Source organism: Micromonospora sp. MGP-C2, from assembly GCF_057766525.1.
The window spans coordinates 4,018,648-4,041,340 of sequence record NZ_JBYMEN010000002.1; the positions used below are offsets into that span (position 1 = coordinate 4,018,648).

Here is a 22,693-nt window from a genome sequence, read left to right on the forward strand (position 1 = left end):
CGCGACGCAGTCCCCTACCGGGCGTCGACCTCGTTGATCTTTTCCGCTCCGAAGGTCTCCCGGAGCAGCCGTACCGCCTGCTCCTCGCTGGACTCCCGGGCGGTCTTCTCGTCGATGACCTCGTCCAACGGCTCGTCGCCCGGGTCGAACCCCTCGTAGACCGGGGTCGCCGGCGCCGCGCCGCCCGGCCGACCACCGCGCGTCGGGCCGTCGAAGTCCGGGTCGTAGGGAGGCTCGCCCGCCCATTCGGCGTCCGCGACGGGCCGGGCTGCCGCTGGGGTACGCGCACCGCGCCCCGCCGCCGCAGCGCGAGCCGCGGCGATGGCGCTGCTCACCGGTGCGTTACCGGCTGTCGCCGGCTGCCGGGCCGCCGGCGTCGGGTTGTCCCGTCCGCCCGGCTTACCGCCACCGGCCGATGCGCCGGTGGAACCCGCAACACCTGGTCCACCGCCGTTCGCGGTGCGGCCGTTGGCGGTACCGCCGTTCGTGCTGCCGCCGTTCGCGCTGGCCGATGCGGGGGCCGAGCCGGAGCCGCCCGACGCGGCGTCGGCACCTGATCCGTCGCCCGACGCGCCGCCGGGGCGGGCGGCCTCCGGCCAGTCCTCGTCATCGGTCGCCGCTGCCGCGGAGGCACCGCCGCCTGGGCGCGCCGCCTCCGGCCAGTCGTCCTCGTCATCGGCCGCGCCGGCCTGTGCTGCGCCCGGCCCACCCGCACCGTCTGCGGCAGCGGGCTGGGCTCCGCCCTGCCGACCTGGACCGTGATCATCCGCAGCGGTGCGCGGTGCTGCGCCCTGCTGGCCCGCACCGGAGCCGCTTCCGTTCACGCCGACAGCGCCGCGCGCACCCGGACCGGTGGTGCCGGTCGCATTCGCTGCGCTGGACGGCGCATGAGTCGGCCCAGCGGCACCGGTCGAGGTCGGTACGACGGGCGGCGCGCTCGTCGGGCTGGTGGCAGTCGGTGGTGGCGCACTCGTCGGGCTGGTAGCAATCGGTGCGGCGGGCGGCGCGCTCGCCACGCTGGCAGCAGTCGGTGCGACGGGTGATGCACTCGTCGGGCTGGTAGCAGTCGGCGCGGCCGGCGGGTTGGCAGCAGTCGGTGCGCTCGTCGGGCTGGTAGCAGTCGGTGCGGCCGGCGGCGCGCTCGTCGGGCTGGCGGCGGGTCGGGCCGGAGCGGCCTGTTGTGAGCGCTGCGAGCCGGACAGCGACACGCCACCGCGCTCACCGGCCACCTCGCAGCGGATCTGCCAGCGCCCGCCCAACTCCTCGTAGAGCGCGTCGGTCAGCACAGCCGCATGGTCGGCCATCATCTTGGCCAGCACTGTCGACTTCACCGTCAGCACCAGCATGTCGCCGTCGAGTTCGCGTACGACCGCGTCGCGCATCAGGGCCGCGATCCGCTTGTTGGTCCGGTTGACCTTGCCGACCACGTCGGGCCAGACACGGCGGACCGCGACCGCGTCCAACGCGGCGGCCGGCGCACCCGGTCGGGGTGGCACGGGCGTGGCCGGGTCGGGGAGCACCGCCGACGGCGGCACCACGCGACGCTGGGCGGGCGAGCCGGTGCCCGGCCCGGAGGGCGAGACAGGTGCGCCCTGATCAGCGGGTGCCGACCCGACGGTGGCACCGGGTGACGCCGGGATGGGCGAGTCGGCGGCCGAGGCCGGCACGCCCGACACTGGCGCGCCCGAAGTCGGGACGCCCGAAGCCGGTGCGTTCGACGCCGGAGCGGTCGGGACCCGGCCGGCCGGGGCCGGAGCACTCGACACCGCAGCGCTCAGGTCGGCGGCGTTCCGGGTCGGGGACGCCGCCGGATCGACCTCCCACGGCGGTGCGGAGGTCGGGGCGTTGGCGGGTGCCGGGCCTGCGGCAGCCGGAACCGGTGGGGCCTGCTGTGGGCGTACCCCTGGGTGGGCTGCTGGCGCGAAGCCGGCGGCGGCCGGCGGCGCGTCGGTGCCGCTCAGGGTGAGCCGACGTTCCATCCGCTCAAGCCGCTGGAGGAGGCCACCGGCGGAGTCGTCCACGCCGGGCAGCAGCATCCGGGCGCAGATCAGCTCCAGCAGCAGGCGGGGCGCGGTGGTGCCGCGCATCTCCACCAGGCCGTCGTGCACGATGTCGGCGCAGCGGGAGAGCGTGGCCGGGCCAAGCTGGGAAGCCTGGGCGGCCATCCGCTCGATCTGGTCGGCCGGGCCGTCGATCAGGCCCTTCGCGGCGGCATCCGGCACCTGCTGGATCACGATCAGGTCGCGCAGCCGTTCCAACAGGTCGGCGGCGAACCGGCGAGGGTCGTGCCCAGCCTCGGCGACCCGGTCGACGGTGGCGTACGCGGCGGCGCCGTCCCCGGCGGCCAGCGCGTCGCACATCTCGTCGATCAACGCGGCATCGGTGACCCCGAGCAGCGCGGCGGCCCGCGCGTAGGTGACACCCTCCGGACCGGCCCCGGCCATGAGCTGGTCGAGCACCGAGAGGCTGTCCCGGGCGCTGCCTCCACCGGCACGGACCACCAGCGGGAAGACCGCCGGCTCGACGGCGACGCCCTCGGCCTGGGTGAGCTGCTCCAGGTACGGGCGGAGCACCTTCGGCGGGATCAGCCGGAACGGGTAGTGGTGGGTCCGCGAACGGATCGTGCCGAGAACCTTCTCCGGTTCGGTGGTGGCGAAGATGAACTTGACGTACTCCGGGGGCTCCTCGACCAGCTTGAGCAGGGCGTTGAAGCCCTGGGTCGAGACCATGTGCGCCTCGTCGATGACGTAGATCTTGAAGCGGCTGCTGGCCGGCGCGAAGAAGGCGCGCTCACGCAGCTCGCGGGCGTCGTCGACACCACCGTGGCTTGCCGCGTCGATCTCGATCACGTCGATCGAACCGGCACCGTCGGTGGCCAGCGAGCGGCAGGACTCACACTTGCCGCACGGCTCCGGGGTGGGGCCCTGCTCACAGTTGAGCGAGCGGGCCAGAATCCGGGCGCTGGAGGTCTTGCCGCAGCCGCGCGGCCCGGAGAAGAGGTAGGCGTGGTTGAGCCGCCCGCTGCGCAGCGCCTGCGACAGCGGTTCGGTCACGTGCTCCTGACCGATGACCTCAGCGAAGGTACGCGGCCGGTACTTGCGGTAGAGCGCCAGCGTCACTCGTCCCGCCTCCTCTCGACCGAGCCATTCTGCGCCGGTCGGGCGCGGGTGACCACCCACCACCCCGGCACCCCGGCTGCCGTGCTTGATCGACCGGGCCGCCAGGGCTTGACCGACGCCGCGCCGCGCCTGACCGGCGCCGCGCTTGATCGGCTCGGCTTCCTGGAAACCGCGGTATCCGCGTGGCCAGGACACCCCGACATCACGGAAGTCGAGTGGATCAACCGGCCCACAGACAAAAAGGCCTCCCGTGCACCCGGCAGAGCTCGCTTATCCTTGCTGCCTTCCGGCCCTGGGGAGGTTCACGAGATACCGCCGCACGGGAGGTGCCGCCCAGCCTACCCGACCGCCCGTCGATCTTCAGGGGGTGGTGGGGTGGCCCGGCCGACGGGGGCCTGTATCCTGGCTCGCGGAGGATTCGCCTAGAGGCCTAGGGCGCACGCTTGGAAAGCGTGTTGGGTTTACACCCTCACGAGTTCGAATCTCGTATCCTCCGCTCTCTTGAGCAGCACCAACGACAGGGCCGGCCCCACTGGGGACCGGCCCTGAGTCGTTCTCCGCGCCGGGAACCACGCCCTCGACCCAGCCCCCTTCAGGCGCGAGCGCGGGCCCAGGAGAGGAAGCGGTCGGTCAGCCGACCTGGGTCGACCTCGCTGAGCTGATCACTGGCCTCGGCTTGGAGCGTCGCCAGGTAGACGGTCAACGCCAGCCGGTCGTGCCGGTATTCGCCGAGCAGCCGCAGCTTCGCCGCCGAGCAGGGCCAGGCGATGCCGCACGCGGCACAGCGCCAGGTGGGTCGGGTCGGCAGATGGTTCCGGTAGCGGCGGCGGGGCACAGGCGAACCTCCTTCGCGGTGGACGGGGGTCGCCCCGTCGGGGCGACCCCCGGACTGACGCCGACCGCCGGGCTCCTGCGCCTCCACCGGTCACGCCGTCTTCTGCGGACCACCCTCTGGCGCGTCACCGGACAGGTACACCGCGTAGCGATATGGTCCTCAGATATTCGAGACATCCGATGGAGGGGCCGTGAACGATGCGCTTCGGGTGGCGCTCAGCGACACCGGGCACACCACCGAATCCCTCGCCGAGACGGTCGGCGTCGACCCGAAGACCGTGGGGCGCTGGTTGACCGAGGGGCGCATCCCGCACCCCCGGCACCGCCTGGCGGCAGCGGAGGCCCTCCACAAGGACGTGTCGGACATCTGGCCGGACACTTCAAGACGTCGTGACCCCATCTGGTTTCGTCCATGGCAGGAGATAGAGCGCGAGGCGGTGTCACTGCGGTCGTACGAGTCGACCGTGCTGCCGGGGTTGTTGCAGACCGAGGCGTACGCCAGGGCAGTGCTGAGCGGCGCGGGCCTGATCCCCCGGGGTGACATCGAGCGGCTTCTCACGGTCCGGCTCGGCCGGCAGGGCGTGCTCAAGCGGGATGACCCGCCGCAGTTCACGGCGGTCGTCGACGAGGCGGTCATCCGTCGCCCGGTGGGCGGCGGATCGACAATGCGCGAGCAACTGTTGGCCGTCGTCGCGGCGTGCGCCGAACCACACATCCGGGTGCACGTCGTGCCCAGCACGGTCGGCGCCTACGCCGGGTTGAACGGGCCGTTCGTGATCGCACACAGCCACGACCACCGGGTCGCCGGCTACCTGGACAACCAACTCCAGGGACAAGTCGCTAGCGACCCCGAGGACATCGCGGCCATGATGGCGGCATGGGAGAACGTGCGCGGGGAGGCGCTGTCCCACTGGCAGTCGGTCGACCTGATGAGGGAAGTGGCGCAGACATGGAGCTGAACGGCGCACGGTGGCGTAAGAGCAGCCGCAGCAGCGGCAACGGCGGCAACTGTGTCGAGGTCGCCGACAACCTGCCCGGCGTCGTCGGCGTACGGGATTCCAAGGACCCGACCGGCCCGGCGCTCACCTTCGCGCCGGCGACCTGGCGCGCGTTCGTCAGCCGGCTCGCCATGCGGCTCTGACCAGGGCCTCAATCCGTCGTACACATGTTCTATCCACAGGCTGTGGATAGGGCTTGTGTCAGGAGCCGTCGCGGAGGTCGGCGAGGCGTTCCAGCCGGAAGCTGATCTCGTCGAAGGTCACGTGGCACCCGTCGCCGGTCGGCGACTGGCCGGCGAAGCCGATCCGGTCGCGGGTCGTCTCGCCGTCGAAGCTGAACACGCGGATCAACTGCCAGGTCGTGCCGTCGCCCGAGGCGTGGTACGCGTAGACCCGGCCAATTCGCGAGACGCGCAGCCACACCGACCGGTCCGCCACGACGAAGGCGTTCGCGTCGTCGGCGACACCACGACAGATGACGGAAACGATCATGGGCTCACCCTCGGGTGAGAACTCGAAGCACAACTTGCCCCAGCACCGCTCGTCACGCCAGATCAGCAGCACCCCGGCGTCGAAGGTGGCGGCGAAGGCGACGCTGACCCGGGCGCTGAACTGGAAGTCACCCTCCGGCGGCAGGTCACCGAGCAGCGTCGCCGCGTTGAGGACGGGCGCGGCGTTCTCGTCCCCGTCGACGCCGACTCCGCTCGGGTCGATGAAGATATCCGTGCGCGGCTGCGCCGACACCGTCACGGCGCCGGTCGTCTCGTCCACCCGCCAGAGCCCATCGGGTGAGGGCACGAGCGCGGACGGCATACCGGGGACGGTCAGTTGGTCAGCCATGACCAGGACCGTACAACGGGTCCCGGCAGGGAGTCTGTCGCCGCTGGGCGGGTACGGTCCGGGAATCGACGCCGGCTCGCCGGAGACCGTCGTACACATGTTCTATCCACAGGCTGTGGACGGCGGAGGGTTCGATGGCTTACCAGCTCAGCGCGGTGGTCGCGGACGCCGAGCTGCTCCGCGAGCAGACCGCCGAGCTGGATCACGCGGTCCTCGGCGAGCTGCGCCAGGATTTCGGGTTGTTGCCGGTTACGCCGCAGTTGGTGGTGGAGCTGACCGGGTCGCTGCCGGATTTCGCGGCCGACGACCGGAGCGTCGAGCACCCGTTCGGCCTGGTGCTGTCGCCGACGCTGACCGAGTCGCTGACCCGCTGGTCAGAGGCGGGGCCGGTGGCATACCTGGAGGCGGAGTTCGGCGGTGGCACCGGCTACCAGTCGGCGGCGGTGTGGCTGGGCGGGAGGCTGTCGTGGGGTCCAGGCTTCGACGACGTGTTGGACGCGCCACGCGAGCAGTGGCCGATCAACGCGGCCCTGACCCGGCTCGGTGTCGAGCCCGGCGAGTGGATCGACCCGTTCGCCGAACTGGGGTTGCACCTGGAGCGCAACACCGAGGGTTGGCTGGCGCACGGGCGGCGTCGACTCAGCGCCAACTACTGGGATGAGCTGGTCGAACAGTGGGAAAATCAGTAATCCGGCGATCGCCAGCAACCTGAGCGCCCTCGTTCCGTTGGGGACTGGGGGATTCCATGAAATTGCGACAATTTGCTTTTATAGCCATGCTGATGACGGCTGCCTCGATCGCAGGCAGCGGCGTACCGCCAACCGGGTCGATCCCGCACGGCCGGCCCGCCGGCAGCGTGGAGATCATCGACCTGAACGGCCTGCGCAACATCGAGTTCGGTGACACCGAGGATGAGCTGACCCAGCGCGGCATCCTGCGTACCAGCCTGGACGCCTGCGGGCCGATGCTCGTCGGCCACGACACGGTCAGCCCGGTCTTCATGGACGACAGACTGGTGCTGCTCTGGGTCGGCGACCCGATGCGGACACCGGAGGGCATAACGGTGGGCTCGCCCGTCGACCAGGTCTGGGCCCGCTACCAGTTGGTGACCAGACTCGATGCTCCACAGGGGACGCACCGCCTCGACGGGTTGCTCGCCCGCAGCGGCGACCGCGCGTACCTGTTCCTGCACGACGGGCGCACGGTCCGAAAAACCATCGCGGGGTACGCGGACTGGGCCCGCCGCCTCTTCGACGAGGGCGTCGGCCCCTGCTGAGGCGAACCGCGCTGGTCTGGCGCTGACGGGCGGGCTGATCCGATGTGGATGGACCCGCCCGGCACGTCGGGTCGATGCTTCAGTGTCGGGAACACCCGGCGGGCTGTTCGCGGCTCGCTGAGCGCTCAGACCGTCCCGGTGGCCTGCTCGGGCAGCCGCGCCCCGGACGCCGCGGCGAAACCGGCGAGCGCGATCTCCGCGGCCTGTCGCAGGTCTTCCCGGCTGACACCGGCGGCGGCATGCACCGCCTGCCCCTCGCTGACGATCATGACGAAGCGGGCGAGCGCGACCGGGTCGGCGTGAGCGGGTAGGTCGCCTTCGGCGACAGCGCGGGCGAACCGGTCGGCGAGAGCCCCTTCGCCGGCCAGGCGGCTGGCGGCAAGGAACCCGGCGACGGGTGCGTTCTCGCTGGAGCAGGCGGTGCCCCCCTGGATCGACAGGCAACCGGCGGGACGGTCGGGCCGGGTCACGGCGAGCACGTTCTCCCGCAGCAGGGTGGCGACCACCTCGTACGCGGTGGGTTGGGCGAACGCGTTCCGGGCGTACGCCATGTCCTTTTCGGCGTAGCGGGCCACGGCCTTGCGGAACAGTTCCTCCTTGCCCCCGTAGGCGGCGTAGAGGCTGGGTTTGTTGATGCCCATCGCGGCGGTGAGGTCGCTCACCGACGCGCCCTCGTACCCCTGACGCCAGAACACCTCCACTGCGCGCTCCAGCGCCTCGTCGGCGTCGAAACCCCGTGGTCGCCCTCGCTGTGGCATGGCCACCACCTCCTCCGGTCCACCCTACCCGCGACCCAACCGATCGGTACAGAAATTTGCGGACGCCGCCGCCGGTTGCTACGGTCGGATCCGTACCGCTCGGTACAGAAATCGTCAAAGGAGATCCATCGTGGGACAGCTCGACGGCAAGACCGCCCTCGTCACCGGGGGCACCACGGGCATCGGCCTGGCCGCTGCCCGCCGCTTCGCCGCCGAAGGCGCGTACGTCTTCGTCACCGGCCGGCGCAAGGGCCCGCTGGACGAGGCCGTGGCCAGCATCGGCACCAACGCCACCGGTATCGCAGGTGACGTCGGCAACCTCGACGACCTGGACCGGGTGATGCGGGCGATCGAGGCTCGGGGCGCCGGGCTGGACGTGGTGTTCGCCAACGCCGGCGGCGGCGAGTTCCTCCCGCTCGACTCGATCACTGTCGAACACATCGCCAGCACCTTCGACACCAACATCTACGGCACAGTCTTCACCGTGCAGAAGGCCCTGCCCCTGCTCAACGAGGGTGCCTCGATCGTGCTGACCGGCTCGACGGCCGCCAGCAACGGCACCCCGGCGTTCAGTGTCTACGCCGCGTCCAAGGCCGCCATCCGCTCGTTCGGCCGCACCTGGGCCGCCGAGTTGGTCGGCCGGAACATCCGGGTGAACACCCTGGTCCCCGGCTCGACCGAGACCCCCGGGCTCGCGGGTCTGGCGCCCAGCCCCGAGGAGGCCCCCGGCCTGCTCCAGTCCATCGCCTCAGGCGTGCCCATGCGCCGGATGGCCCACCCGGACGAGATCGCCAACGCGGCGCTCTTCCTCGCCTCCGACCAGAGCAGCTTCATGACCGGCGGCGAGCTGTTCGTCGACGGCGGCGAGCAGCAGCTCTGAGCGAAGCGCCCGGCCGGTCCTCGCGGATCGACCGGGCGCTCGTCTACCGCCACCCCGGCTCGGCGTTCACACGGTCGGGAAGAACCAGAGGACATCGCTCAGGCCGCTGTCGTTCGACACGACGATGTCGTCGCGCCCGTCCCCGGTGAAGTCGTCCACCACGGGCACGCCGGGCACGTTGGGCGTGGCCAGGGTGATCGGGGCCTGGAAGGTGCCGTCACCGTTGCCGAGCACCACCAGCACGCCGTAGTAGCCGCCGCCGAACGCGAGATCCGCCCGACCGTCCCCGTCGAAGTCGCCGCCGGTCGCGTTCCGCTCACCCTGTCCGAAGAATTGGGTGCGCTCCTCGGCGAAGGTGCCATCGCCGTTACCCGCCAGATAGAGCGCGTCACCCCACTCGGCTCCCGGTACGAGCGCGTCGACCCGGCCGTCCGTGTCGAAGTCGCCAACCACGGCCGGGTTGCGCGCGGTCCCCAGTTCCCTCCACACCCCCGGTGCAAATGTGCCGTTCCCGGCGTTCAACCAGGTCACCACCCGGCCGTACACGCCGCCGGTCGCCACCAGGTCGACGTGACCGTCCCCATTGAGGTCGGCGCCGGTCAGCCCGTTGTTGGCGGTCGGCTCGGCCGCCAGAGTCGCACCGAACGCGAACCGGCCCCGCCCGTCGTTGCGCAGCACCTGGACCTGTTCCCGCCCGGCGAGGGTCAGCGCCAGGTCGACGTCCCGGTCACCGTCGAAGTCGGCCGCCACCAGGTTGCGGGGGATGCTGTTCACGGCCAAGTCGATCACCCGAGGCGCGTGGAACCGGCCGTCGCCCCGGCCGAGAGCGATCACCACCTGGTTGAGACCGATGTCGACGACCGTGGCGACCAGGTCCCGCCGGCCGTCGCCGTTGACGTCGGCGAGCGCGACCGAGAGGGGCGAGCCGCCGAGGGCCACCACGCTCCTCGCGCGGAAGCCGGTTGCCCCCTGGCCGAGCAGGATCGAAACCCGGTCCGCGTACTCCTGCGCGACCGCCAGGTCGGGCCGCCCGTCGCCGTTGAGATCACCGGTGGCCATGGCACCCGGCACGGCGCCGGTCGCCACGTCGACCGGTGGGCCGAAGCTGGCGGTCGCGGCGGCCGGGGCGGCCGGGGCGGCCGAGGCGGCCGGGGCGGCCGGGGCGGCCGGGGCGGCCGGGGCGGCCGAGGCGGCCGGGGCGGCCGGGGCGGCCGAGGCGGCCGGGGCGGCCGGGGTGACGGCCGTCAGCAACGCGACGACCAGGGCGGGCACCCCTAGGGTACGGATTCGCATGCGTGATCCTCCCGTGACGATGTACCCGGACCGGGTCCATCGCCCGCCCGGGCAGGGACGAGCCTCGCGCGCGGTGAGATAACGCCGGGTTAAGCCGGCACTAACTCGATCACCTCGCCCATTGACTGAGACCGGAACTGAAACCAGAAGCGAAACGCCCGGCCGATCCTCGCGGATCGTCCGGGCGTTTCTGCATTCCATGAGCGGTGGCGGAGGGATTTGAACCCTCGGAGGGCGTTAACCCTCACACGCTTTCGAGGCGTGCTCCTTAGGCCGCTCGGACACGCCACCGCCGACGAGGGTACAGGACCGCTGGTTCCGACGCCGAACCGGTATCGCCCGTGCCAGCCTGGCAGGATCTTTGCCATGAGTACGCACATCGGCGCGAAGCCGGGCGAGATCGCCGAGCGGGTCCTGATGCCGGGCGACCCCCTGCGGGCCAAGTGGATCGCAGAGACCTACCTCGAGGGCGCCACCTGCTACTCGACGGTCCGGGGCATGCTGGGTTTCACCGGCCGCTGGAACGGCGTCGAGGTTTCCGTCCAGGGCTCCGGCATGGGCATGCCGTCGGCCTCCATCTACGCACACGAACTGATCAACGAGTACGGCGTGAAGACGCTGATCCGCGTCGGCTCCTGTGGTGCCCTCAGCACCGACCTGCAACTGCGGGACGTGGTGGCGGCCATCGGGTCCTCCACCGACTCCAACATGAACCGGATGCGCTTCGACGGGCTGATCGACTACGCCCCGGTGGCCGACTTCGGGCTGCTGCGTACGTCGGTCGAGGTGGCTGAGCGGCGCGGCATCACGATGCACGTCGGGCCGATCCTGGCGGCGGACGCCTTCTACACCGACCGGCCGGACCTCTATGACACGCTCGCCGACTACGGCGTGCTGGCGGTGGAGATGGAGTCGGCGGCGCTCTACACGATCGCCGCCCGCTTCAAGGCCCGCGCGCTGACCGTGCTGACCGTCAGCGACCACATCAAGACCGGCGAGAAGACCACCTCCGAGGAGCGGGAGCAGACCTTCAGCCAGATGGTCGAGATCGCCCTAGACACGATCATCGCCTGACCCGTCCGGGCGGCGTCACCGCGGAGTGCGTGATGACTGTGTGGCATAAATATGCCTCACAGTCATCACGCTCTTCAGCATCAGGCCGGCCCAACCCGCGCCACACCAACCCGCGCCACGCCACGCGAGCCCGATCCAGCCACCCAGGTCACACGGCGGCCAGCGCCCAGTCGGCGAGAGGCGAGCGGCCCGGCCTCAGCGGAAGAACGCTCGCAGCACGGCGGCGGTCTCGGCCTCCAGCACCCCGCCGTAGACCTCGGGGCGGTGGTTGAGCCGGCGGTCACGCAACACGTCCCAGAGCGATCCAGCTGCGCCGGTCTTGGGCTCCCACGCGCCGAAGACGACGGTGGAGACCCGGGCCAGCACCAGCGCACCAGCGCACATGGTGCACGGTTCGAGGGTGACCACCAGGGTGCAACCGTCCAGCCGCCACCGGCCGACCTGCTCGGCACCTCGGCGCAGGGCCAGCACCTCGGCATGGGCGGTGGGGTCGCCGGTCAGCTCCCGCTCGTTGCGCCCGATGGCCAACTCGGTCCCGTCCGGCCCGTAGAGCACCGCGCCCACCGGCACGTCGTCCACATCCGTGGCACCGGTGGCAGCGTCGGCAACGCCCGTGACGGCGACCTCCAGGGCACGGCGCATCCACAGCTCGTGCCGCTGCCGTCGGCCGACTTCGCCCAGGTCGGCCAGGCCCTCGTGGGCACCCGGGCCGGCGCGGCCCACCGCACCGGGGGTCGGCTGCCCGGGCCGGATCGACTCCAGCGACGGATCGGTGGCGTCGGCCGGCTCAGACCTCACGCAGCTCCTCGACCTCGTCGACGCACCCGAGCACCTGGCAGATCTCGGCGGTGACGTCCGCCGGCATCATGCCCTCGTGCGTACACAGGGTCAGCAGCTTCTGCGCGGAGATGCCCAGGTTGGCCAGCAGGTCGGCATCGCCCACCGGGTCGGCCTCAGGGTCGACGACGGGCTGCTCGCTCTCCTCGTCACCACTCGTCACCGGGCGCGGCTCCTCGTCGCCGTCGAGCCCGGTGACCGAGGTCTTCAGGTCACCGACCAGCAGCGAACCAAGAGGGGACTCCTCGGCGAACGCGGAGTCCGAACCGAACACCCGCAGGTCGTCGCCCTCGTCGAGACGCAGGACCACCAGATAGGCGTCATCGGCCTCGACGAACAGCAGCGACACGTCGGCCTCCAGGTCGACGTCACGCAGTCGGTCAGCGACCTCGTCGATGTCTGTGGCGCCACGCAGGCTGACCTCGGCGGCGGTCCAGCCACTGTCGTCGCGCACCACGGCCGCAGCGAAGTACGACACGGTCCCCCCAATAGCCCCTCGGCACAACGCCGACCCGTTACGCGTGCACGTTAGCCGGTCGGGTCGGCAGGCGACCGGTCAACGCCCCGAAGCGCCGGTCATTCCTGACAAAGTCGGATCAGCCAGCGACCCGACGGCGGGTGGCGATGAGTTGGCGCAGACGCTCGGTGCGCTGCCGCTGCGGTCGGCTGCGCTGACGGACCGCGCGGGCGCCCGCCAACTCTGCCAACAACTGAAGGCGGCGGCGGGTGCGATCCGGGTCCTGTCGCGGGGTGGTCCAGGCCATAGTGCCGAGCGTGCCGAGTCTCGGCGGCCACGTCAAGACGGCGTTCGCTACGCAGCCAACCGGCACACGGCGCAGTCATGGACACTCGTTTCGGAGCCGTTTCGGCACTGTCACGGGAGCAGTCGGTGACGCAGTCGGCGGTCACCACAACGGCCAGTCACCGCTGGTTCCCCAGCGGACCGCCAGCACGGCGGCGGCGATGCTCCAGCCTCCTGCCGTGACGATGGCGACCCCGGTGGCGACCCCTCGGTCGCCATAGCGGACCAGCACCAGGGCGGTCAGCCACGCCAGCAGACCGGCCACCACCGTCCACCACGCGTAACTGGCCACGTCGGTGCCGAGCAGCCCGAACAACAGGAACCAGCCGGCCGCCGCGCCGCCGCCAGCGGCGACACCACCGCCGGTGACCGGGTGTGGCTCGCGGTAGGTGGGCCGGGCCGGCGGGCCGGCGGGGAAAAGACCCGAGGGGGTACGCGCCACCGGGCGGACGAAGGCACCGGGATCCGAGCCAGGTTCTGGTCGGGCGATGGTCACCGTCGCTGCCCTCCCTCACGCGCGTCGCTCGTGCCCACGGTACCGGCTCTGCCAGGATGACCGGATGCCGTCGCCGACGATCGGCCGCCGCGCGCGTCCGGCGTACCCGATCCTGCTGCTGCTCGTCCCGGTGCTGGCCGCCGGCTGCGCGACGACCCGGCCGGGGGTGCCGGCCGACGGCGCCGCGCCCACGCCGCCGGCGGTCTGGGCGACCGCCGAGCAGCCGGCGGCACCGTCGCCGTCGGCTGCCACCCCGACCCCGGCCTCGACACCGTCGTCCGCCGGGCCGTCGGCGACGGCACCGCGCTCCGGGCTGCGGCATGTCTTCCCGGTACGCGCCGGCAACGTCGACTACCACCCGACGCACGGGGCATATCCGGCCACGGATCTCTTCGCCGACTGTGGTGAACCGTTCGTCGCGGTGACCGACGGGACGGTGCTGGAGGTGAGTCGGGTCGACCGGTACTCGAAGCGGGGGCCGCAGGGCCCGGAGAACGGTGGCCTGTCGGTTTCCCTGCTCGGCGACGACGGGGTGCGCTACTACGGCTCGCACCTGAGTGCCGTGTCCGGCGGGGTCGACGCCGGGGTGCGGGTCCGCGGCGGGCAGCAGCTCGGCAAGGTGGGGCGCACCGGCAACGCCAACAACGTGTGCCACGTGCACTTCGGCATCTCGCCGCCGTGTGCGGGCAAGGACGGTTGGTGGATTCGGCGCGGGGTGCTCTGGCCGGCCCGCTACCTGGATTCCTGGCGACGCGGCGGCAATCGGGAACCAGCCGCCGAGGTCACCGCGTGGCAGCGCAAACACGGCTGCCCGAAGGCTCCCTGACCGGCGCGGCACCGACTAGGTTCGGTGGGATGAAGGCCCGGGACCCCATCGCCGACCTGCGCCGGATCGCGTTCCTGTTGGAGCGTGCGAACGAGGCCACCTATCGGGTCCGGGCGTTCCGGTCGGCGGCGAAGGCGCTGGCCGGCCTGCCTGCGACCGAGGTGGCCGACCGGGCCGGCAACGGCACGCTCACCGAGCTGGCCGGGGTTGGTGACGTCACGGCCCGCTGTGTGGCGGAGTCGCTTGCCGGTGAGGAGCCGGTCTACCTGCGGCGGTTGGTGGCGACCGAGGGCAGCGACCTGGACGCCGAGGCGACGGCGCTACGCGCCGCTTTGCGGGGCGACTGCCACACCCATTCGGACTGGTCCGACGGCGGCTCGCCGATCGAGGAGATGGCGCTGGCCGCTGTGGAGCTGGGCCACGAATACCTGGTGCTGACCGACCACTCGCCACGACTGACGGTGGCCCGGGGCCTGACCGCGGCCCGGCTGCGCCGGCAACTCGACCACGTCGCACAGGTCAACGCGGCGCTGCCCGAGGGTTTCCGCATCCTCACCGGGATCGAGGTGGACATCCTCGCGGACGGCTCACTCGACCAGGACGACGAGCTGCTGGCCCGGCTGGACGTGGTGGTCGGGTCGGTGCACAGCAACCTCAAGGACGAGCGGTCGAAGATGACACGTCGCATGCTGACCGCGGTCGCCAACCCGCACCTGGACATCCTCGGCCATGTCACCGGTCGGATGGTGTCGTCCCGCCCGGCCGGAGTGACCGGCCCTGGCGACCGGGGTCACCGGGCCCGGACCCGGGCGGAGAGCGACTTCGACGCGGACGCGGTCTTCGCCGCCTGCGCCGAGCACGACACCGCCGTCGAGATCAACTCTCGGCCGGAGCGCCAGGATCCACCGAAGCGGCTGATCCGCCGCGCGCTGGAGGCGGGCTGCCGGTTCGCCATCAACACCGACGCCCACGCGCCCGGACAGCTCGACTGGCAACGGTTCGGCTGCGAACGGGCCGCCCTCTGCGGCGTCCCCGCCGACCGGGTGGTCAACACCTGGTCCGCCGAGCAACTCGTGGACTGGACCCACAACCACGCCTGACCTGGACGCCCGCCCCCTTCCGCGGGCCGGCGGGGCGGTGACCGGCCCTCCAGTGACCAACCCCTTCCAGCCCCGCCCCGGCGGCACGGCGGGCCTCAGTGGCGGACCGGCTCGGCGGCGGGCGCTGCGGGCGCACCGACCCCGACCACCGGCCGGGGCTGTCGGCGACCGAACACACCCTGCGAGACCGCGACCCCGAGCAGCACGATCAACGCGCCGACCGGTTGGTGCCAGTTGAGGCGTTCGTCGAGCGCCACGGCGCCGATCAGCACCGCGAAGATCGGGATCAGGTACGTGACGGTGGAGGCGGTGCTCGCGCCAGCCACCCGGATGTTGCGCATGTTGATCACGAAAGCGAGCCCGGTGCCGAGCGCGCCGAGGGTCAACACGCTGGCCACCACTCCCGCCGACAGCTCGGTGGGCAGCGGCGGCATGCCGGCGACGAACGGGGTGACGATGGCCAGTTGCCCGGCGGCGAGCAGCAGCTGCGCGGCGGACAGCGACAGGCCGGAGTGGGCACTGCCGGCGACGAACCGCTTCTGGTACGGGATGGCGACGCCATAGCAGGCGGCCGCGCCGAAGCACATCAGCTGGCCGGTGAAGTGGGCCCCGCCGATGCCCTCCCAGACCCCGAGCACCACCAGCACACCGAGGAAGCCCAGCCCGAGCCCGACCGCACGGCGCACGGTCAGCCGCTCGGTGCGGAAGACCAGGACCGCCAACGGCAGCACGATCAGTGGCGTGGTGGCGTTCCAGATGCCGGCCAGCATCGACTCGACCCGCTGCTCGCCGTAGCCGAAGAGGGTGAACGGCACTGCCACACCGAACGCGGCGACGACGCTCAGGTGTGCCCAGACGCGAGGCTCTCGGGGCAGCCGGTCGCGCAGCATGGCGAGGACGACGAGCAGGGTCAACGCGCCGGCGACGACCCGGTAGAGAGTGAGCTGGACCGGGTGCAGCTCGGCCACCCCGACCTTGATGAAGAGGAAGCTGGAGCCCCAGATCGCGGCGAGGGCGACGAAGCCTGGCAACCAGGAACGGATTGGCGCTTTGTCAGGAGTGGTATCGGCGTTCACCCCTGACACTCTGCCGTAGCGCTCCGACAAAGTCGCACGCCTTTTCGGACGTCACACGCTGCCGGAACCTGTTGCTGAACACGACAAACGTCATCGACACGGGGGCGGGGTGGTCACGTAGTGTCGCAGCGTGGGACGAATCGATGAACTAGCCAACCGATACGTGGCCGAGTGGGCGCCCTTGAGCCCCACCGGCGCGACCTTCGTCGGCATCGCCGGCCATGACGACCAACTCGACGACCTCTCGCCCGAGGGTTACCGAGCGCGTGCGGACCTCACCCGCCGGACTCTCGCCGACCTGGAGGTGACCGAGCCGGCAACCGAGTTGGAGCGGACCGCCAAGGAGGCCATGCAGGAAAGGCTCGGTCTGGACCTGGCCCGGTACGACGCCGGCGAGGTGACCAGCGAGGTCAGCGTCATCACCAGCGGGCTGCACGAGATCCGCATGGTCTTCGACCTGATGCCGACCGCGACGGCCGACGAGCAGGCCAACATCGCGGCCCGGCTCAACGGCTTCGCCGGCGCGCTGGAGGGCTACAAGACCACCCTGCGCGAGGCGCTCGCCGCCGGTCAGGTCAGCTCGAAGGTGCAGCTGGTCGAGGTGGCCAAGCAGTGCGACATCTGGGTCGACCCAACCGGGGACAACTTCTTCCACGGGCTGGTCGAGCGGCTGGACGCGGAGGGCTCGCTCGGCGCGGAGCTGCGTAGGGGTGCGGCGGCGGCGACTGCGGCGACCGCCGAGTTCGGCCAGTTCCTGCGTACCGAGATGGCCCCGCACGGGCGGGACAAGCAGGCCGCTGGCCGGGAACGCTACGAGCTGGCCTCGCAGTACTTCCTCGGCGCCAAGGTCGACCTGGACGAGACGTACGCCTGGGGTTTCGCGGAGCTGGCCCGACTGGAGGCGGAGATGCGGGTCGTCGCCGGGCGCATCGCCGGGTCCGGCGCCACCGTCGACGAGGCCGTGGCCCGGTTGGACGCCGACCCGGCCCGGACCATCCAGGGCAAGGAGGCGTTCCGGGACTGGATGCAGGAGCTCGCCGACAAGGCGATCACCGAGCTGAACGGCACCCACTTCGACATCCCGGAGCAGGTCCGCCGCATCGAGTGCTGCCTCGCCCCGACCAGCGACGGCGCCATCTACTACACCGGCCCGAGTGAGGACTTCTCCCGCCCGGGCCGGATGTGGTGGGCGGTGCCGCAGGGCATCAGCGACTTCTCCACCTGGCGGGAGGTGACCACCGTCTTCCACGAGGGCGTGCCGGGTCACCACCTCCAGGTGGCACAGACCGCCGTCCGGGCCGACCTGCTCAACCGCTGGCAGCGGCTGCTCTGCTGGGTCTCCGGGCACGGCGAGGGCTGGGCGCTCTATTCCGAGCGGCTGATGGACGAGCTGGGCTACCTGGAGGATCCGGGCGACAAGCTGGGCATGCTCGACGGTCAGGCGATGCGGGCGGCGCGGGTGATCGTGGACATCGGCATGCACCTGGAGCTGGAGATCCCGAAGGACAACCCGTTCGGCTTCCACCCGGGTGAGCGGTGGACGCCCGAGTTGGGCTGGGAGTTCATGCGGGCGCACTGCCGGGTGCCGGACGAGAACCTGCGCTTCGAGTTGAACCGCTACCTGGGTTGGCCGGGGCAGGCCCCGTCGTACAAGGTCGGTGAGCGGATCTGGCTCCAGGCCCGCGAGGACGCCAAGGCCCGCAAGGGCGCGGATTTCGACCTTCGCGAGTTCCACCGGCAGGCGTTGGACCTGGGCGCGCTGGGCCTCGACCCGCTGCGCCGGGCGCTGGCCCGGCTCTGAGCCGCTGACGGCTCCGGGTGCTGGCGGTACGGACGAGCCGCCAGCACCCGGAGCCATCGGGGCGGATGTGTCGTTCAGCCGAGGGCGAGCGCCAACGACGGCCGGGCGGTCAGCGTGTCACTTGTGACGTACGCCAGGTCCATGACCGGGTCGGTGAACGTGATCGAGATCGGCAGGGTGACCGGGATCCCGTCCGGCAACGGCAGGTCCGGCGTCAGGGTGAGCTTGATGCCGAGCAGCTTGCCGACGAACCGGGTGGAGTAGAAGGCCACGTCACCGCGGACGGTCAGCCGGTCGGTCTTGTACCGCTGGGTGCGCCCGTCGGGGCCGTCGGCGACCAGCAGGAAGTCGTCGGTCACCGCCTCCCGCATGCTGAACTTCAGCACCTTGAGGCTGCCCTTCTCGGTCTGCAGCTCGGTGGTCCCGTCGAACCGCAGCCCGGTCATGGTGACCTTGGAGCCGGTGAGCTTGGACGGCGTCTGGCCCACCATTGGCAGATTGGGGTCGGCGGCGATGCGGGGCAGCGGTTTACCCGGCTCCGCTTCGTCTGGCTTGTCGGGTGTCGTGGCCCCGGGCTTGCCCGACCCGCCCGGTTTCGGTGACGGGCAGGCCGTGGAGCCGGGACGGGCCGTCGGCGTGGCTGTCGGCTTCGCCGACGCGCTGGCGATCGGGGTAGCCGACGGCGTCGCTGTCTTCTCGCCGCGTCCACCGGTGAACAGGTCCCCGATGCCGTCCAGGATGTCGGTGATGATGTTGCCGTCCCGCTCCGGGCTGGCGCTCGGTGTCGGGGTCGGCGTCCCGGTGGGAGTGGTGGGGCTGGGCGACGGCGTGACGGAGCGGGACGGGGTCGGGCAGGCGGTCGCGGCGGGTCGGGTCGGTGCGGCCTGCACCGCTCTGGGCTGGGTGGCCAGGCCGGCCGCAGCGAGGCCCAGCACCAGCAGCGCAACCCCGAACACCCGCGGATCAGCGGAACGTCCCGGCCACTCGGGAGGTGCACCCGCGACGGTCGCGCCGCCCTGATCCGCGTCTTCCTGATCCGCGCGAGGCTGAACCGCGTCCGCCTGATCCGCGCCAGGCTGATCGGTTTCGGCCTGATCCGCATCGACCCGTTCGGCGAGGGGCGGTTCGGTGTCGGACAGTTCGGCGGCGGCCGGCGCGGGTCGGACCGGTGTCCAGGCGAAGGCAAGTGCACTACCGACGATGCCGAGCAGCAGACCGACGAAAAAGCCGCCGAGGTTGAGCCCGATCAGCGAGTAGACCGCTGTCACCGCCGCGACGATCGAATAGAACAGGTGCTGCGCCGGGGTGAACCAGAGCAGCAGGCCGCAGGCCGCCAGGATGACCGGGATCAGCAGCGAGAGCAGGCCACTCGCCCCGCTGTGGAAGCTGAGGCCGTTGACGGTCATCCGCGTGGAGCCGAACATCTCCAGCCCGGCCAGGACGATGAGCAGTCCGCCCCAGAACGGTCGGCTGCGCTGCCAGCGGCGGAAGGTCCGCCACACCTGGGCCATACCGCCGGGCCGGGCGTGGGACGGGTTGGCGGTTGTCACGTACTCCTCCTGGCGGAGCGGGGACGGGGAAAGGGCCGGGCCCGCGGTGGTCGGCCACCGCGGGCCCAGTCACCTCAGAAGCACTCCTTGCCCTTGGCGTCGTCGCCCACGTTGACCTTGAGTCGGAGGCCGACCAGGTTGAACGTGGCCGCCGTGGTGTAGCGGGACACCTGCTGGAGGTTGGTGATGGTGACGTGGTCGGAGTTCTGGCCGAACGAGCCGGCCTGCGCCGTCGGGTTCAGGTCGGTGGCGTCCCGACCGATCTTGATGTTGGTGAAGGTCGCGTTGCCGTTCAACGTGTCCATCGCGATCAGCAGGTCCTTGGCGCGGGCGGGTTCCTTGCCCTCACCGGCGTTGATGGTGAGCACCACCGGCAGGCCCGGCAGGTCCGCGCGGACGGACTGGCAGAGGCTGTACAGCTCGGCACTGCTGATCTCGGAGAGCGCGACCGGGTGGACCTGGCCGGCCTTTCCGTCCTTGCCGCTCTCCCGGACGATGCCGCCGTACTGCTTGAAACCGTCGCCCTCGAGGCGCTCGGCGCCGATCTTGAACGTCTGTCCGGAGACCGTGATGTCGGAGGCGATGGCGCCGGTCGACATTCCAAACAGGATGGCGCCGGCGGCGGCCGTGGCCGGCAACATCATGGCGGCGAACCGCCGCCACCGGACACGACCCTGACTGCTTGACCGATCCTGCACGGTTTCCTCCTTGAGTGGATGCGTGCGGCTGGCCGGTCCCGAACTGGCGGCCCACCGCCCGACATCTGTTACCGACTGGTAACCATCGCGCTTGATGGTGCACCCGCTGAGGCGCAGCTCACAACCCCCCGCTTACCCGGCAGTAACGGGTGACCCCGGCAGCGGCGGCACCCCGTCACGGTGTGTGCATTGATGAGGGCGCTGGAGGCGACGAGTCAGCATCAAAACCGACTTTTCCCTCGCCCAGGCGACGGAAAGTCACTAACGCATCGATGGATTACAATCAGGTAACGAATGTAAAGTAGGTGGCATCGCCAAACGCGAATCCGCGTCGCGTGCCCCTCCCTCAGGGGCTGCTCGATGGCTATGCTCTGCGGCGTGCCGCTGATCGATTACTACGGCCCCCAGGGCTGGGGCAGCCAATCACCCCCGTTGCGGCAGCGCCAGCACGTCGCAACCGACCTGATCTTCTCCGCGCTGTCCGCCGACCCGGCAGCACCGGCCGCACCGGCCACCGTCCTCGACGTCGGATGCGGCGACGGCACCTTCCTGGCCCACCTTGCGTCCACTGCCCCCGAGCGGAACATCCGCTGGATCGGGGTCGACTACTCGGAGCACCAACTCGCGCGGGCGGCCGCCCTGCCGTACGAGTTCCACCGGTGCGACCTGGCCGACGGCCTGCCTCTGCCCAGCGCCTCGATCGACCTGGTGCATGCCGGCGAGGTGCTGGAGCATCTGTACGACCCGGACCACCTGCTCGAGGAGTGCGCACGCGTGCTCCGGCCGGGCGGCCACCTCGTCCTCACCACGCCCAACCTGCAGGCCTGGTACAACAGGGCGCTCTTCCTGGCCGGCGTCCAGCCGATCTTCTACGAGACCTCCACGCGGTCGACCGAGGTCGGCGCCGGGGCACTGCGCCGCCTCAAGACCGACACCATGCCGGTCGGGCATCTGCGCCTCTTCAACCGCACCGCGCTACTCGACCTGCTCCGCAACGAGGGTTTCGAACCGGTCACTCTGCGGGGCGCGGGGTTTCACGGGGTCCCGTCGAGCATCGCCTGGTTCGACGCTGCCATGTGCCGCCGACCCTCTCTCGCCTCGATCCTCGTGGTTCTGGCCGTCAAGCGCTGAAACGCAGTTCGGTGGGCCCGGCGAACCGGACCCACCGAACTTGGCATCTCAAGGCTCAGAGCGGCGCCGTGCGCTCAGCCGGTGACCGCTGATCGGGCACCGTCCGTTCGACGGATTCTGCGGACGGCGCGTCAGGCGCCGGCGCATCCGACCCGTCGGAAGCCGCGACCTTGCCATCCTTCTCGGCTCGGTGGCTGCCGGCCCGCTCTTCCTCGGTCGGCTCGGTGACGGCACGCTTGCCGGAGTCGCGCATCGCCAACAGAATGCCGCCGGCGATCAGCAGCAGACCGAGCACTCCGAGAGCGATCGGCCCCCACAGTCGTACGAGCTGGATGGACCGGGCGTTGTCCGCAGCGCGATCAGCACTGGCGATCACGGTCGCCTCGTTGTAGCGGAAGTCGGCGTTCAGCAGCACCGTCGGCGTGCCCACGTCCGGCACCAGCACCTTCCGCGGCTGGTCGCGGAGATCCACGTAAGCGCCGGTGACGGGTTCCACCCAGAACGTACGCGTGTTGGTGTACATGATCCGGGCGGTCGTGGCCTCGGGGGCGAAGCGCGCCAACAGCAGCTTCAGGCTGCTCTCGGCCAGCACCAGCTGGGCCTCGGGAACCGTCTGCTCGAAGCGGTAGGCCTCGACGCCACGCACCTCGGCGACCTCTTTGAACTGGGCCGGGACCGTCTTACGAATCTCACGGTCGTAGACCGGGTAATCCTTCTTCTCGGTGCCGAACGGGAACTTGTAGACCTGGCCCGAGTAGTTCGCGGGTTGGTCAGTTCCGTCATCGAGCCAGGCAGGATCCCACTTGGCGGCGGCCCCGCTGACGCGGTCAATGGCGAGCTCGGTGCTGTACTCGCTGATGATCTCGTTGTTGTCGACGCGCCTCACGGACTGGAACACGTCCCAGACGACGGCCTTGCCCTCAAGGTCACCGGTCATCTTCTCATCGGTGACCTTCGGCAGCGGGACCACTTCCACAGTCGACCGGAGCGCACCCCGCTCGACATTCGCCGCGCCCGCCTTGATCTGAAGGAACTCGGCGTTCGCTGACTCGGCCACGGACTCTGACCGCTCAAGGTCGTACGGCAGCTGACTGACCAGGGGTGCGACGTACAGTGGCAGCCCCACTGCGGCGACGACCAGCAGGACGCCAAGGCCAAAAAGCGCGGCGCCGACAATCCTCTTCACTGCTCCTCCTTCGATGACAAGGGCGAAAAGGCACCAGCCAGCCAAGCGCTGAAGACATCGACGTCACGAGCGGACGCCTCTGGCATGGCGGCACGTTACTCTCCAGTCACCTCTCTCC

The 22,693-nt window shown here is 70.9% G+C and carries 23 protein-coding genes, 2 tRNA genes and 1 other RNA gene; 11 read left to right on the top strand and 15 right to left on the bottom strand.

The features are described 5' to 3' along the window. Positions 1–14 precede the first annotated feature (14 nt). Together AC3CF1_RS18340 and ffs are read right to left on the bottom strand one after the other, a co-directional pair. Positions 15–3,119: a DNA polymerase III subunit gamma and tau gene (locus tag AC3CF1_RS18340; protein WP_488452100.1), complete on the bottom strand. Its 3,105-nt coding sequence runs from the start codon at positions 3,117–3,119 to the stop codon at positions 15–17. Between the two features lie 239 nt (positions 3,120–3,358). Then, positions 3,359–3,448, bottom strand: an RNA gene (ffs, locus tag AC3CF1_RS18345) — signal recognition particle sRNA small type. Positions 3,449–3,530: 82 nt separating this feature from the next. Here ffs and AC3CF1_RS18350 point away from each other — a divergent pair. Further along, positions 3,531–3,615, top strand: a tRNA-Ser gene (locus AC3CF1_RS18350). Positions 3,616–3,711: 96 nt separating this feature from the next. Here the strand turns inward: AC3CF1_RS18350 and AC3CF1_RS18355 are convergent. Beyond that, complete coding sequence (locus AC3CF1_RS18355; protein ID WP_330464799.1) at positions 3,712–3,954, bottom strand: flavin reductase; 243 nt, start codon at positions 3,952–3,954, stop codon at positions 3,712–3,714. Positions 3,955–4,144: 190 nt separating this feature from the next. Between AC3CF1_RS18355 and AC3CF1_RS18360 the strand changes: the two genes are divergently transcribed. Both AC3CF1_RS18360 and AC3CF1_RS18365 read left to right on the top strand, forming a co-directional pair. Next, positions 4,145–4,912, top strand: coding sequence for a helix-turn-helix domain-containing protein (locus AC3CF1_RS18360; protein ID WP_210791402.1), 768 nt, complete (start codon positions 4,145–4,147; stop codon positions 4,910–4,912). Then, a complete protein-coding gene (locus AC3CF1_RS18365; protein WP_327647406.1) occupies positions 4,903–5,094 on the top strand; it encodes a DUF397 domain-containing protein in 192 nt (63 codons plus the stop codon). Before AC3CF1_RS18360 ends, AC3CF1_RS18365 begins: the two co-directional genes overlap by 10 nt. Positions 5,095–5,152: 58 nt before the next feature. On the opposite strand, the gene AC3CF1_RS18370 is transcribed toward AC3CF1_RS18365, so the two are convergent. After that, complete coding sequence (locus AC3CF1_RS18370) at positions 5,153–5,791, bottom strand: DUF1349 domain-containing protein (RefSeq protein WP_354983833.1); 639 nt, start codon at positions 5,789–5,791, stop codon at positions 5,153–5,155. 134 nt (positions 5,792–5,925) lie between these two features. On the opposite strand from AC3CF1_RS18370, the gene AC3CF1_RS18375 reads away from it, so the two are divergent. Next, a complete protein-coding gene (locus tag AC3CF1_RS18375; RefSeq protein WP_488450910.1) occupies positions 5,926–6,480 on the top strand; it encodes a hypothetical protein in 555 nt (184 codons plus the stop codon). Positions 6,481–6,572: 92 nt separating this feature from the next. Continuing rightward, positions 6,573–7,067, top strand: a complete 495-nt coding sequence (locus tag AC3CF1_RS18380) for a hypothetical protein (protein ID WP_172862127.1) — start codon at positions 6,573–6,575, stop codon at positions 7,065–7,067. A gap of 125 nt (positions 7,068–7,192) precedes the next feature. Here the strand turns inward: AC3CF1_RS18380 and AC3CF1_RS18385 are convergent, their stop codons facing one another. Further along, complete coding sequence (locus AC3CF1_RS18385) at positions 7,193–7,825, bottom strand: TetR/AcrR family transcriptional regulator (protein WP_358007573.1); 633 nt, start codon at positions 7,823–7,825, stop codon at positions 7,193–7,195. A gap of 130 nt (positions 7,826–7,955) precedes the next feature. Between AC3CF1_RS18385 and AC3CF1_RS18390 the strand changes: the two genes are divergently transcribed. Further along, entirely contained in the window at positions 7,956–8,705 is a 750-nt protein-coding gene (locus AC3CF1_RS18390) for an SDR family NAD(P)-dependent oxidoreductase (protein WP_354983836.1), read from the top strand. Positions 8,706–8,771: 66 nt separating this feature from the next. Here AC3CF1_RS18390 and AC3CF1_RS18395 read toward each other — a convergent pair whose 3' ends face one another. After that, complete coding sequence (locus AC3CF1_RS18395; RefSeq protein WP_488450911.1) at positions 8,772–9,998, bottom strand: FG-GAP repeat domain-containing protein; 1,227 nt, start codon at positions 9,996–9,998, stop codon at positions 8,772–8,774. Between the two features lie 204 nt (positions 9,999–10,202). After that, positions 10,203–10,289: transfer RNA gene (locus tag AC3CF1_RS18400), tRNA-Ser, on the bottom strand. Positions 10,290–10,364: 75 nt separating this feature from the next. On the opposite strand from AC3CF1_RS18400, the gene deoD reads away from it, so the two are divergent. Next, positions 10,365–11,072: a purine-nucleoside phosphorylase gene (gene deoD, locus AC3CF1_RS18405; protein WP_074315244.1), complete on the top strand. Its 708-nt coding sequence runs from the start codon at positions 10,365–10,367 to the stop codon at positions 11,070–11,072. 195 nt (positions 11,073–11,267) lie between these two features. Here deoD and AC3CF1_RS18410 read toward each other — a convergent pair whose 3' ends face one another. From AC3CF1_RS18410 to AC3CF1_RS18425, 4 genes are all read right to left on the bottom strand, one after another. Further along, on the bottom strand, positions 11,268–11,714 hold the full coding sequence (locus tag AC3CF1_RS18410) for a nucleoside deaminase (RefSeq protein ID WP_172862243.1): 447 nt from the start codon (positions 11,712–11,714) through the stop codon (positions 11,268–11,270). A gap of 145 nt (positions 11,715–11,859) precedes the next feature. Continuing rightward, positions 11,860–12,387, bottom strand: coding sequence for a tRNA adenosine deaminase-associated protein (locus tag AC3CF1_RS18415; protein ID WP_088950620.1), 528 nt, complete (start codon positions 12,385–12,387; stop codon positions 11,860–11,862). A 118-nt stretch (positions 12,388–12,505) separates the two neighbouring features. After that, the gene (locus tag AC3CF1_RS18420) at positions 12,506–12,673 is read right to left on the bottom strand and encodes a hypothetical protein (protein WP_185755439.1); all 168 of its coding nucleotides are present in this window, start codon (positions 12,671–12,673) and stop codon (positions 12,506–12,508) included. Positions 12,674–12,814: 141 nt separating this feature from the next. Beyond that, on the bottom strand, positions 12,815–13,207 hold the full coding sequence (locus tag AC3CF1_RS18425) for a hypothetical protein (protein WP_370453060.1): 393 nt from the start codon (positions 13,205–13,207) through the stop codon (positions 12,815–12,817). 64 nt (positions 13,208–13,271) lie between these two features. Between AC3CF1_RS18425 and AC3CF1_RS18430 the strand changes: the two genes are divergently transcribed. Together AC3CF1_RS18430 and AC3CF1_RS18435 are read left to right on the top strand one after the other, a co-directional pair. Further along, positions 13,272–14,033, top strand: a complete 762-nt coding sequence (locus tag AC3CF1_RS18430; protein WP_355159859.1) for a M23 family metallopeptidase — start codon at positions 13,272–13,274, stop codon at positions 14,031–14,033. A gap of 29 nt (positions 14,034–14,062) precedes the next feature. Continuing rightward, positions 14,063–15,133, top strand: a complete 1,071-nt coding sequence (locus AC3CF1_RS18435; protein ID WP_088950622.1) for a PHP domain-containing protein — start codon at positions 14,063–14,065, stop codon at positions 15,131–15,133. A 95-nt stretch (positions 15,134–15,228) separates the two neighbouring features. On the opposite strand, the gene AC3CF1_RS18440 is transcribed toward AC3CF1_RS18435, so the two are convergent. After that, on the bottom strand, positions 15,229–16,209 hold the full coding sequence (locus tag AC3CF1_RS18440; protein ID WP_088950623.1) for a DMT family transporter: 981 nt from the start codon (positions 16,207–16,209) through the stop codon (positions 15,229–15,231). 130 nt (positions 16,210–16,339) lie between these two features. Between AC3CF1_RS18440 and AC3CF1_RS18445 the strand changes: the two genes are divergently transcribed. Then, the gene (locus AC3CF1_RS18445) at positions 16,340–18,010 is read left to right on the top strand and encodes a DUF885 domain-containing protein (RefSeq protein WP_088950624.1); all 1,671 of its coding nucleotides are present in this window, start codon (positions 16,340–16,342) and stop codon (positions 18,008–18,010) included. 74 nt (positions 18,011–18,084) lie between these two features. Here AC3CF1_RS18445 and AC3CF1_RS18450 read toward each other — a convergent pair whose 3' ends face one another. Beyond that, positions 18,085–19,560 carry a DUF6114 domain-containing protein gene (locus AC3CF1_RS18450; RefSeq protein WP_488450912.1) on the bottom strand — a complete coding sequence of 492 codons (1,476 nt, stop codon included), beginning with the start codon at positions 19,558–19,560 and terminating at the stop codon, positions 18,085–18,087. Between the two features lie 74 nt (positions 19,561–19,634). After that, positions 19,635–20,258, bottom strand: coding sequence for a DUF6230 family protein (locus tag AC3CF1_RS18455; protein WP_488450913.1), 624 nt, complete (start codon positions 20,256–20,258; stop codon positions 19,635–19,637). Positions 20,259–20,636: 378 nt separating this feature from the next. Between AC3CF1_RS18455 and AC3CF1_RS18460 the strand changes: the two genes are divergently transcribed. Further along, positions 20,637–21,389, top strand: a complete 753-nt coding sequence (locus AC3CF1_RS18460; RefSeq protein WP_354983843.1) for a class I SAM-dependent methyltransferase — start codon at positions 20,637–20,639, stop codon at positions 21,387–21,389. Between the two features lie 55 nt (positions 21,390–21,444). Here the strand turns inward: AC3CF1_RS18460 and pgfA are convergent, their stop codons facing one another. After that, positions 21,445–22,620: a cell envelope lipid trafficking protein PgfA gene (pgfA, locus tag AC3CF1_RS18465; RefSeq protein WP_354983844.1), complete on the bottom strand. Its 1,176-nt coding sequence runs from the start codon at positions 22,618–22,620 to the stop codon at positions 21,445–21,447. Positions 22,621–22,693 lie beyond the last annotated feature (73 nt).